This window comes from Pseudoalteromonas sp. RB2-MNA-CIBAN-0110 (assembly GCF_040309305.1).
GTDB lineage: Bacteria > Pseudomonadota > Gammaproteobacteria > Enterobacterales > Alteromonadaceae > Pseudoalteromonas > Pseudoalteromonas arctica.
On sequence record NZ_JBEOOQ010000002.1, the window covers coordinates 252418 to 264258 of the forward strand.

8 protein-coding genes are annotated in these 11841 nt (G+C 39.7%); 2 read left to right on the plus strand and 6 right to left on the minus strand.

Annotation, left to right across the window (positions count from 1 at the left end):
• Positions 1–52: 52 nt before the first annotated feature.
• Positions 53–2260 (plus strand): two-component system response regulator, encoded by a 2208-nt coding sequence (locus AAEY68_RS02480; RefSeq protein WP_007586418.1) that lies wholly within the window; start codon positions 53–55, stop codon positions 2258–2260.
• 76 nt (positions 2261–2336) lie between these two features.
• Here AAEY68_RS02480 and AAEY68_RS02485 read toward each other — a convergent pair whose 3' ends face one another.
• Both AAEY68_RS02485 and proB read right to left on the minus strand, forming a co-directional pair.
• Entirely contained in the window at positions 2337–3584 is a 1248-nt protein-coding gene (locus AAEY68_RS02485) for a glutamate-5-semialdehyde dehydrogenase (RefSeq protein WP_024592475.1), read from the minus strand.
• Positions 3581–4687, minus strand: a complete 1107-nt coding sequence (proB, locus tag AAEY68_RS02490; RefSeq protein WP_010554355.1) for a glutamate 5-kinase — start codon at positions 4685–4687, stop codon at positions 3581–3583. The genes AAEY68_RS02485 and proB overlap by 4 nt, the downstream gene beginning before the upstream one ends.
• Before the next feature lie 870 nt (positions 4688–5557).
• On the opposite strand from proB, the gene AAEY68_RS02495 reads away from it, so the two are divergent.
• Positions 5558–7405: a cation:proton antiporter gene (locus AAEY68_RS02495; RefSeq protein WP_007586413.1), complete on the plus strand. Its 1848-nt coding sequence runs from the start codon at positions 5558–5560 to the stop codon at positions 7403–7405.
• Positions 7406–7475: 70 nt separating this feature from the next.
• Here the strand turns inward: AAEY68_RS02495 and AAEY68_RS02500 are convergent, their stop codons facing one another.
• The 4 genes from AAEY68_RS02500 to hflK form a co-directional block, all read right to left on the minus strand.
• Entirely contained in the window at positions 7476–8114 is a 639-nt protein-coding gene (locus AAEY68_RS02500; RefSeq protein WP_024592473.1) for a tetratricopeptide repeat protein, read from the minus strand.
• A gap of 111 nt (positions 8115–8225) precedes the next feature.
• A complete protein-coding gene (locus tag AAEY68_RS02505; RefSeq protein WP_010554354.1) occupies positions 8226–9539 on the minus strand; it encodes an adenylosuccinate synthase in 1314 nt (437 codons plus the stop codon).
• Positions 9540–9753: 214 nt separating this feature from the next.
• Positions 9754–10632: a protease modulator HflC gene (hflC, locus tag AAEY68_RS02510; RefSeq protein ID WP_010554353.1), complete on the minus strand. Its 879-nt coding sequence runs from the start codon at positions 10630–10632 to the stop codon at positions 9754–9756.
• A gap of 5 nt (positions 10633–10637) precedes the next feature.
• Entirely contained in the window at positions 10638–11807 is a 1170-nt protein-coding gene (gene hflK, locus AAEY68_RS02515) for an FtsH protease activity modulator HflK (protein WP_010554352.1), read from the minus strand.
• Positions 11808–11841 lie beyond the last annotated feature (34 nt).

The following is an 11841-nucleotide window of genomic DNA, read 5'->3' on the forward strand; positions in this document are numbered from 1 at the left end:
CACTAACCTGAACTAGATTTAATATTGTAAAGAACGCAGAGAAGGACAGATAGTGCATTCAAATTACCTCGCAAACAGCAATGGATTAACCACAGAGAAAAAACATAAACCTTTAATTCTTATTGTTGATGACGAACCTAGTAATTTACACGTATTAGTAGAAGGACTTTTAACTGACTACGATGTACGTATTTCTACTAGTGGTGAGCAGGCTTTGATCTTTATTGAGTCAACTCGGCCTGACTTGATTTTATTAGACATAATGATGCCTGGCATGGACGGCTACGAAGTATGTAATATACTCAAAGCGAAACAAAATACCAAAGGTATCCCCGTCATATTTGTAACTGCGCTTACCGAAGAAGAGTCTGAAGAAAAAGGCTTTGCTATGGGCGCAATTGACTACATACACAAACCTTACAAGCTAGCGCTCGTTAGAGCACGCATTCGCACTCATATTACCGCTCAAGGCATGCTAGATAGGCTTATAGAAAAAAACTTTGACCTGCACGACAAACTACTTGAAATAGAATCACTAATACAAGAGCTAAGCCAGCGTGAAGAAGAATTAAAAGAGCTCTCATCAAAACAAAAGTTATTTTATCAAGCCCTAACGGGAACCGCTGATGGCGTTGTTATTACCGACAGTAACGGCAAAATTATTGCCGTAAACCCTTCATTTTGCAGGATTACAGGTTACTCTGAATCTGACTCCCTGCAAATGCAGTTGCACGATATTAAACAAAATAACCACCCTAGTATTAGCTTTGATCAAGTATGGCATCATGCAAACCAAGCAGGATATTGGAGTGGAGAGCTAGTAACCAGACGAAAAAATGGCGAGCTTTATCCTGAGTTATTAACTCTTAGTATGGTAAGAGGCGAGCAAGATACCAACGTGCACTATATTGGTGTATTTAGTGATATTTCTAGCGTTAAGATAACGCAAGAAAGAATTCACTATCTCACATGGCATGATGAACTTACAGGTTTGCCCAACCGAAATGGTTTTTTAAAGCAGTTGGAGCAGCAACTTCAGGTTTGTAGTACCGAAAATAGTTATGCCTATATTTATATTATTGACATAGACAGCTTCCACTCAATAAATGATGGATTAGGCCTACTCGCTGGCGATAACATTTTAAAAGAATTAACTAAACGAATTCATTCTAAGGTGAATAAAAAAGATGTTATTGCTCGCTTAGGCAGTGATGAATTTGCAGTACTGTGTACAGTTGAAAAAGGCGTTGGCAGGATCAGAGCCCAAGCTATGGCTGAAAATAAAGCCCAAGAACTGATCATAAGTGTAAACCACCCCTTTGTCGTTGATGAACAAGACGTTAGCTTAACAGTAAGTATTGGCACGTATATTTTTCCTCGAGAAGATCAGTGGGAAAGCGCTATTGAAACAATTCGTAACTGTGAGGCAGCTTGTTACAAAGCAAAAGAAAAAGGCGGCAATAGAGTTACCTTTTTTGATACTTCGTTTGGCGAGCAAGCAAAACGCCGTTTTGAAATAGAGCAAGATTTACGTAAAGCAATCTCAAATAATGAGTTATCCCTATATTTACAATCCCAATTTGACCGAAGCCAAACCCTTAAAGGGGCTGAGGTTTTATTAAGATGGGAGCATCCTCAAAAAGGCTTCATTAGCCCTGGTGAGTTTATATCTATAGCCGAAGAGTCAGATATAATTTATGACTTAGATTGCTGGGTAACTTCAAATGCACTTGAAATATTAACGCAACTTAGTAAAACTCACCCTGAGTTAAACCTATCAATTAATGTAAGTGGCAGGCACTTTCATGAAGCGCGTTTTTTAAGCTTTATTAGCCAACAAATAAAGCAACATAGCATTAATCCTCAGCAACTCACTATTGAGATAATTGAAGGTACATTGCTTAATCACATGGAAGCGGCTATTGAGGCTGTTCACTTTCTCAAGAAACTAGGTATTAGGGTATCAATTGATGACTTTGGTACTGGATATTCGAGTTTAACTTACCTTAAACAATTACCCATACAAGAACTAAAAATTGACCGTTCTTTTGTATTGGAAGCACCGACTGATAATAACGATAAGCTAATTATTGATATGATTGTAAGCTTAGGCCGTTTATTTGAACTCGAGATAGTTGCTGAAGGTGTAGAGAACCAGTCCCACTTTGATTTATTGCAAGAATATCCAGAAGTTATTCTTCAAGGCTATTATTTACACAGGCCTGAACCTGCAAGCGACTGGCTTGAAAAACTAAATTAATTACAGAGTAGTCTGAAAAAACAAAAAAGCCGAGTATTTCCATACTCGGCTTTTTAATGAAATTAAGCTTTAGCGGTTACTCGCGAACTTGGCCTTCACCATTCACTAAGTACTTCTCAGTAGTTAGTGACTCAAGTCCCATAGGGCCGTATGCATGAAGCTTAGAAGTTGCTATACCAATCTCTGCGCCTAGACCCAGCTGTGAGCCATCAGAAAAGCGAGATGATGTATTAACCATAACTACAGAAGCATCAACACTACGCTGGAATAACTCTGCAGCGGCTGCGTTTTTAGTACAAATTACTTCAGTGTGGTTTGAACCAAACTGTCCAATGTGTTCAACCGCTGCCGTAAAGTTTGGTACAACACGAATAGCGATTTCTAGGTCTAGATATTCTTCACCAAATTCGTTATCGGCTAACACAGTTGCATTATCAAAGTATTTAGCTGCAAAGCTGTCAGCATTTATTTTTACACCTTCTTGGCGTAATACAACTGCGCACAGATTTAAAAACTCATCTGCAATATCTTGATGAACTACTAAGCCCTCAAGTGCATTACAAACACCGGTACGCTGCGTTTTACCGTTAAGTAGTAAGTTAAGCGCAATTTCTAGGTCTGCATCTTTATCTACATATAGATGACAAACGCCTTTGTAATGCTGAATTACTGGAATCGTACTGTTTTCAGTAACAAAGTTAATTAAGCCTTCACCGCCACGTGGAATTATTAAGTCAATGCTTTCACGTTGCTGCATTAATTCCATTAATAGCGCACGATCTGGATCTGGAATCACTGAAATAAGTGATACTGGTAAGTTATGCTTTTCAAGTACGCTGTGCATTACACTTGCGATAGCTTGCGAACTTTTAAGTGCTTCTTTACCGCCACGTAAAATTACGCCATTACCTGATTTAAAACATAATGCGCCAGCGTCTGCTGTTACATTTGGGCGTGCTTCGTAAATCATACATACAACGCCAAGAGGTACGCGCATTTTACGAATTTTAATGCCATTTGGACGCTCTGTAATATCACGTAGCTGACCAACAGGATCGTCCAGGCTTACGATTACTTCAATGCCTTCTGCCATTGCTTCAATACGCTCATCGTTTAGCGTTAAGCGGTCGATCATTGAAGCTGCTAAGTTATTGTCGCGTGCTGCGCTTAGGTCACTTTCGTTTTCTTTGATTATAAATGCTTTTTGCTCTCTTAATGCCGCTGCCATTTCAACTAGTACTTGATTTTTAGTCTCGGTATCGAGTAAAGCAAGTGTATGGGCAGCTTTAGCTGTCTGGCGTGAAATGTCCGTAATTAAACTCATGACTTCTCCAATAATGCGATATGTTTTTCAGATATAACTGGTCCAATTGAATCCTGCATTTTTTCGCTGAATTCACTCTGTTCGTTGTCTGCAATAAAGTTTAACAAACAGCTACTATAATTTGCGGTCGCTTTAGCTAAACGCGTACCGTCTTCACTACGTACTAAAATGGTATCACCAACAGCAAATTCACCATGGACTTCCATGATTTCATCACCGCGAATACATCCACTTTCACCTTCAAGGGATTCATCAAATGATCCATCAACAACAACTTCACCTTGCTCATTTGCTGTGTGTGTCATCCAATGTACAGAATCTTGCATCGGCTTTTCGTACGGTAAAAATACGCTACCAGGATTTTCCCCAGCTAGCAGTTTCGTAAATGTTTCTTCTTTAAAGCCGTTTATAATATAAGTCGCGATACCATGTGACGTTGCTTTTTCTGCCGCTTCTATTTTGGTTTTCATGCCACCAGTACCAACAGCACTTGTAGCACATCCTGCCATAGCATAAATAGATTCATCAATTGATTTTATTTCAGGCAGTAACACCGCATCATCATGTAAGTTAGGGTTTTTATCATATAACCCATCAACGTCTGAGAATATTAATAAAGCATCGGCATCGGCTGCTGCTGCGACCATTGCTGATAAGTTGTCGTTATCACCCACTCTTAAGTCGTCGGTAGTTACAGCATCATTTTCATTAATGATAGGAAAAACACCATGCTCAAGCAAAGTAAACACTGTTTCGCGAATACTTTGGTAACGCTCGCGGTCACGTAAATCGCCGTGCGTTAATAATAGTTGCGCAGATGGAAAGTCAAAAAAGCGGTCCCACATGGCGATCATTTCTGTTTGGCCTGCTGCTGCCATTGCTTTTTTCATCACCACAGAGCGAGGTTTGTCTGATGGGAATAAATGCGCTCCAGCCGCTACAGAACCCGATGATACTAAAATCACCTCGATTCCACGGGCACGACAACGAACAATGAACTGTGCGATGGTTAATATGTAACGCGAACGGCAGCCATCTTGATCTGGTGCAATTAATGCACTACCTACTTTAAGTACGATACGTCGCCAATTTAACTTTTGCATAAATGCTCAACTTTCCATTTTATCTGCGCTCATCTTAATTAGACGAGCTAAAACTAAGTAGCTAGGTTTAAAACATAGCTTCGAATTTTTCTTTTCATTTAGGCAACACTTTTTTACACACACGCAAAAACCATATCTAAAACAAGAGGCTTAGATTTGAGGTTAAGTAAAAGTAGCAACAACCCAATAATATTGAGCAGCACTAATCAAAAAATTTAAAAGTGTTGTTTATGCATCGCTGTAAAAAGCTGTGTGTGGCTTTTTTATTAACAACATACATAGAGCCTCTAAAGTCTGATACACCAACAGATAGGGTGAAGACCAAAGGACCGAGATTTAACCGCCACGATGGGGGGCTAAATATTGAAAGTAATAGTTCAACTCAAACCTTTATTTACTTAAATAATTAAATAAACTTGTTTGGCAAAACCATACCAAGAATTCGGCAAATGATATTTTGTAATGCTCTAATACTAGAAACATCACTAACACATGATTATAAAGATTAAAAATGACGTTAAGATTAACAAGCCTGTTTTATCTTCAATAAACTTCGTTAGATGACTAATTATTAGAACACGAAGTATAATACACCAAATACCCCTTTAAAATCAAGGTTAAAATTCGAACTAAGTTAATACGAAACACTCATACCCTTTATATTGTTATTAAAATTCAATAAATTAAACAATTAATACACTTTAAAATAAGGTGGCTAAGTTCTCGCTAAATAATTTAAGCCTACTAATCTTTTATAAGCAGCTAAAATTGATTAGTAATATTTGAGTTTCCGGTGTATACCCCTGTATTAATAATTAACAAAAGTTATACTTTCTAAACATATCGTCATAAATAAGGAATTCTTAATCTATGTCAGCAATTTACATAGCCGGTATCGCACTTTGCTCTGTGCTTGCCCAATGGGTCGCGTGGGCTTTTAGAGTACCCGCTATTCTTTTTTTATTGCTTACTGGTCTTTTACTTGGACCATTTAGTGGTGTTTTAGACCCTGATGCACTTTTAGGTGATTTACTGTTTCCAGTAGTATCACTAAGCGTTGCCATCATTTTATTTGAAGGTTCCTTAACTCTGCATTTCAGAGAATTAAAAGGGATAGGAAAAGTTGTAAGGAATCTCTGCTCAATCGGTATGCTTACTACCTGCATTATTATTAGCTTAAGCGCCTACTGGTTGCTTGAGCTCAATTGGCGTGTTGCTGCGGTACTAGGCGCAGTACTCGTTGTTACTGGCCCTACAGTTATAGCACCGCTATTAAACTCAATGCGTCCAACACAAGACATAGACCGCATACTTCGCTGGGAAGGTATTGTAATAGATCCTATTGGCGCATTATTTGCTGTATTGGTATTTGAAGCTGTAATGCTTGTAGGCCAAGGCGAAGTATTTAGTCATACTATTATTGCTTTAGTTAAAACCCTGGGTGTTGGTTTAAGTATTGGTGTTGCTGCAGGTTGGCTAACAACCCTATTAATGCGTCGCGAGTGGCTGCCATTTGAATTACATAAGTTTGGGATTTTAGCACTAGTCCTTATTAGTTTTTCTGTATCAAACTATTTAAGCCATGAATCAGGCTTATTAGCAGTAACTGTATTTGGTATTTGGCTTGCGAACCAAGACGATTTAGAAATAGATTCTGTACTTGAGTTTAAAGAAGACTTGTCGATGATATTAATATCGACGCTATTTATTTTACTTGCAGCACGCTTACAGCTTTCTGATTTGATGATGCTCGACAGCGATGTATTTATATTTTTAGCTATTGTGCTTTTTGTTGCACGCCCACTGTGTATTGCTATTTCGACCTTTGGTACTGACTTACCAATGAAGTCTCGCTTGGTACTTGCCTGGATTGCTCCACGCGGTATAGTTGCCGCAGCCGTTGGGTCAGTATTTGCACTAAGTATGATGGAAGCTGGCGTTGCTGATGCTGAAAAAATGGTGCCACTTATATTTACGGTGATCATCATTACGGTTGTGCTGCAAAGCTTAACAGCCATTCCTGTTGCCAAGCTATTAGGCGTACGCCAACCATCACCAAATACAATATTAATTATTGGTGCAAACCATGTATCGCGTGCAATTGGACGTGGCTTACAAGAGCAGAATATTCCGGTTCACCTTTCAGATCCTGCATGGGAAAACTGCAGAATGGCACGTATGGATGGCTTAGCTTGTTATTATGGTAACCCGCAATCAGAGCATGCTGAACGCTACTTACCTCTAACAACTATTCGCAGTGTCTTAGCGCTATCGCCAAACCGTCATCATAATGCGCTAGGCGTTCAATACTTTTCGCATTTACTTAATGAAAAAAATGTATTTTCGCTTCGCTCATCAACGTCGCATGCTAAAGCAAATAAAGACAGTGCAACGTTTTTATCCAGACAAATACTGTTTGGCGACGAAGGCTCATACGCACGTTTGAGCAGTATCATAGCTAAAGGCGGTAAGGTTAGTTCAACACGTATCTCGGATGAGTTTAGCTGGGAGCAATACCTAGAAATGAACCCTGAGGCTATCCCTTTGTTTATTCTTAAAGGTGATAAAGACAGCGACGACGATACGCCAATTAAGCTAAGACCGTTTACAATCAACATGGAAAAACCACCGCAAGAAGGTGAACGTGTTGTTGCATTACAGCCGCCTAAAATGTCGGTTTTAAAAGACCCGCAAACAAAGGCTAAAGAAGAAAGTTAAACACTTTTACTACCTGTAAAAACTCAAAAACCCTAACTTAAAAAGTTAGGGTTTTGTTTTTTAAGAGCTATTAAATAGGAAGGCGAGCTCGCGCAACCACACTATCTGGCATTTTTTGCGCTAACTTAGTCAGCGCTCGCTCAATTTTTTTATGAGTCGCTTTATCTGCGACCATAGAATTAAATAGCCAACGGTATGCATCTTCAAAATCACGCGGGCTGCCATAGCCATCATTAAATAATTTAACCAAACGTAGTTGTGCTTTTAAATTGCCTTGCGACGACGCTTCACGCAAATACGTAATTGCCATTGCTTTATCTTGCTGAACTAAACGCCCGGTGTCGTAGTAACGCCCTAACTGCTCTAGCGCTGTCGCTAAGCCTTGTTCAGCCGCTTTTCGCATGTAATACACACCTAACTCTACATTACGATCCACGCACACGTTATAAGCCAGCATATCGCCGTATAAAAATTGATAAGACGGCAATGCCATTTTATTGGCTCGTGCTTCTATATCTTGCACTAACTGGCAATCATCTGCCTTCACCCGCGCTAAATGCGTATTTTTATTTATTAACGCAATTAGCTCAGATTCTGTATACAGCGGTACAGCAGCAGGGCTTTCTGTAGCTAAGCTGTTGGTTGCTATAAATAAAGACAGCGGAATTAATGAAAGCCTTAATACGCAATTACGGTAAAATAAACGCATGCTCACCACTTATAAAAATAAACTTATTAAAATATATACAAAGATCGTTCCAAGGTGAATTTTAGATACAAAAAAAGCTGCACTAGGCAGCTTTTTTTAATCTAATGGTAATTACGCAAACGGGTTGCGAAGTACCATAGTTTCTACGCGGTCTGGACCTGTAGAAATAATATCAATTGGAACACCCGTAATTTCTTCAATACGCTTGATGTAGTCAATCGCAGCTTTTGGTAAACCGTCAAGACTCGTTACACCAACAGTGTTTTCTGACCAACCTGGCATTTCTTCGTATACTGGCGTTACTTTATCGTAACCTTCAGCTGCTAATGGTGTTACGTTAGTAACTGTGCCATCTTCAAGCTTGTAACCAATACAGATTTTAAGCGTTTCTAAGCCGTCTAAAACATCAAGCTTAGTTAAACAAAAACCTGAAATACTGTTGATTTGAACCGCACGGCGCATAGCCACTGCATCTAACCAACCAGTACGACGAAGTCGACCTGTTGTAGCGCCAAACTCATGGCCTTTATCACCTAAGTGCTTACCAACTGGATCTTGTTTCTCAAGACCGTCGTAAAGCTCTGTAGGGAAAGGACCTGAACCAACACGTGTAGTGTACGCTTTAATAATACCTAAAACGTAATCAAGGTTTAATGGGCCAAAACCTGCACCAGTAGCAACGCCACCAGCTGTAGTATTTGAAGATGTTACATAAGGGTAAGTACCGTGATCGATATCAAGTAACGTACCTTGTGCACCTTCAAATAAAATGTTTTCGCCTGCTAAACGCGTTTGATCTAAAAGCTCAGTTACATCTACAACCATTGCTTTTAAGATATCAGCAACAGCCATTGCATCATCAAACGTTTTTTGGAAATCTACAGCGTCTACTTTGTAGTAGTTAACTAAAGTGAAGTTATGGTATTCAAGAACTTCTTTTAATTTAGCTGCAAATAATTCAGGATTAAATAAATCGCCTACGCGTAAACCACGGCGAGCCACTTTATCTTCGTACGCAGGACCGATACCACGGCCAGTTGTACCAATTGGCTTATCGCCACGAGCAGTTTCGCGGGCTACATCTAATGCAACATGGAAAGGCAAGATTAGCGGACATGCTTCACTTATTAAAAGACGCTCGCGTACAGGTACGCCGCGTTCTTCAAGCATGCCAATTTCTCTCATTAGCGCTTCTGGTGATAAAACTACACCATTACCAATCACACATTTAACATTGTCACGTAATACACCCGATGGAATAAGGTGTAGAACCGTCTTTTCACCTTCGATAACTAAAGTATGACCCGCATTGTGGCCACCTTGATAACGAACTACTAAAGATGCTTTGTCTGTAAGGAGATCAACTACCTTACCCTTTCCTTCGTCACCCCATTGGGTGCCTAATACAACAACGTTTTTACCCATCGTAAATTCACTTAGAGAAAATTAGGACGAGATTTTACCAGAAAACTAAAGTAAAGATCACCCCTGTTCAGCTTATTTTTTCTGCGCGCATTTGTTATATCCAAATATTAGCTAATAATCACATAAATAACAGTGATTTAAAGCACTAGACTGTGTTTAACAAAAAGCCCCGCAAATGCGAGGCTTTTTAACTTTTAAATAATTAACGTAAAGCCTATTGAGCTTTAGCGCCTTTCATATATTGGAAGAAGTCGCTATCTGGTGAAAGCACCATAACGTCTTGCTTATTTTTAAAAGTCTTTTTGTAAGCCTCAAGCGAACGCACAAAACTAAAGAACTCAGGGTCTTTGTTATACGCGCTTGCATAGATGCCTGCGGCATCAGCATCGCCTTGACCACGTACAGAACGCGCATTACGCTCTGCATCGGCAAGCATTACTGTTACACGACGGTCAACACCCGCACGAATAGTCTCGGCTTTTTCCTGACCTTCAGAACGATGCTCTTTTGCAACAGCAGTACGCTCAGCGCGCATACGTTGGTAAATAGAGCTACTCACTTCTTGTGGTAGGTTGATTTGCTTAACACGTACGTCTAGTACTTCAATACCTAGCTCACGTGCACTTTCAGAAGCTTGTACTAACGCTTCTTCCATCAACTCGCTACGCTCACCTGATACAATTTCACGAATTGTACGTGTACCAAAGTTTGTACGAAGACCATTATTTACTTTTTGTTTAAGTAGCGTTTCAGCATATTGCTTATCGCCACGGGCACGTAAGTAAAAAGCGCTAAAGTCATTAACACGCCATTTTACAAACGAATCAACAATTAAGTCTTTTTTCTCACTAGTAACAAAGCGATCCGGCGCACCATCTAGCGTTTGAATACGTGCATCAATGCGACGTACTTGGCTAAAAAATGGCACCTTAAATTGTAGGCCTGGGCCATATACAATCGCTTGATCGTCGCTGTCTTTTTGTACTTTACTAAATAACATTACAATTGCTTTTTGCCCTTCAGGTACAACAAATACCGATGAGAAAGACATAACAATGGCAGCTAATAGTATTACTAAACTAAAGTTTTTCATTATGATTATCTCCCATCATTGAAGCGGTCGTTGTTAAAGCGGTCATTGCCACTATTAACAGAGCTATTGCGCGACGTATTTACTTTATTGCGTAAATCTTGAATATCACTAGAGCTTGGAAGTGCAACACGTGTTGCTGTCCCTTGCTTATCCATGATCTTATCAAGTGGTAAATAAAGCATGTTATTACCGCCTTTAACATCAACCAATATTTTAGAACTACTCCCTAACACTTCTTCCATTGCATCAATGTATAAGCGCTCACGAGTAACTTCTTTAGCTGCTTGATATTCAGGTAGTAGCTTTTCAAAACGAGCTACTTCACCTTGTGCTTCTAATGTAATACGCTCTTGGTAACCTTCCGCTTCTTGAGTCATACGCGTTACTTGACCACGAGCACGCGGTTCAATTTCACGAGCATATGCTTCTGCTTCACGAATGAAACGTTCTTCATCTTCTTGTGCAGCAATCGCATCATCAAATGCATCTTTAACTTCAGTTGGCGGACGAGAGTCTTTAAAGTTCACGTCAGTAACAATTAAACCTAAGTTATATGGTTCGATAATCTTATTAAGCTCATCCCATGTATTTTGACGAACAACCTCACGGCCATTAGTTAATACTTGGTCCATTTTTGCATGGCCCACAACGTAACGTAGTGCACTATCTAGTGCTTCTTCTAAGCTACTATCAGCGTTAGTTACGCTAAATTCATAAAGGTATGGGTCAATAACACGGTATTGCACCTGAAACTCAACGCTCACTACGTTTTCGTCTTCAGTAAGCATAAAACCAGAAGCCGATAATGAACGAACTGCTTCAATATCTACTGGGATTACCGTTTCAATAAACGTCATTTTCCAACGCAGACCAGGATCAGCAATTCGGTCATATTTACCAAATTGAAGAACCACACCACGCTCGGCTTCTTTAACCGTATAAATACCACTTAACGCCCATACAATAACGGCGATAATAAGTATAAATGAAATACCGGCTCCGCCAAGTCCACCGCCGCTACCATTGCCGGATTTTTTCCCGCCAAATAAGCCGCCGAACTTGTTACTAAACTTGCGGAACACCTCGTCTAAATCAGGTGGGCCTTGATCACGTCCGCCTTTATTATTCCACGGATCTTTGTCATTGCCATTATTACCCGGTTCATTCCAGGCCATAGCTATACTCCATTGTTATCTAAATAAATTAGGA

Bases quoted from the DNA above. Each gene is read 5' to 3' on its own strand.
- AAEY68_RS02485 (WP_024592475.1), bottom strand. From the start codon at position 3,584: ATGAGTTTAATTACGGACATTTCACGCCAGACAGCTAAAGCTGCCCAT.
- hflC (WP_010554353.1), bottom strand. From the start codon at position 10,632: ATGAAAAACTTTAGTTTAGTAATACTATTAGCTGCCATTGTTATGTCT.
- proB (WP_010554355.1), bottom strand. From the start codon at position 4,687: ATGCAAAAGTTAAATTGGCGACGTATCGTACTTAAAGTAGGTAGTGCA.
- AAEY68_RS02500 (WP_024592473.1), bottom strand. From the start codon at position 8,114: ATGCGTTTATTTTACCGTAATTGCGTATTAAGGCTTTCATTAATTCCG.
- AAEY68_RS02495 (WP_007586413.1), top strand. From the start codon at position 5,558: ATGTCAGCAATTTACATAGCCGGTATCGCACTTTGCTCTGTGCTTGCC.
- AAEY68_RS02505 (WP_010554354.1), bottom strand. From the start codon at position 9,539: ATGGGTAAAAACGTTGTTGTATTAGGCACCCAATGGGGTGACGAAGGA.
- hflK (WP_010554352.1), bottom strand. From the start codon at position 11,807: ATGGCCTGGAATGAACCGGGTAATAATGGCAATGACAAAGATCCGTGG.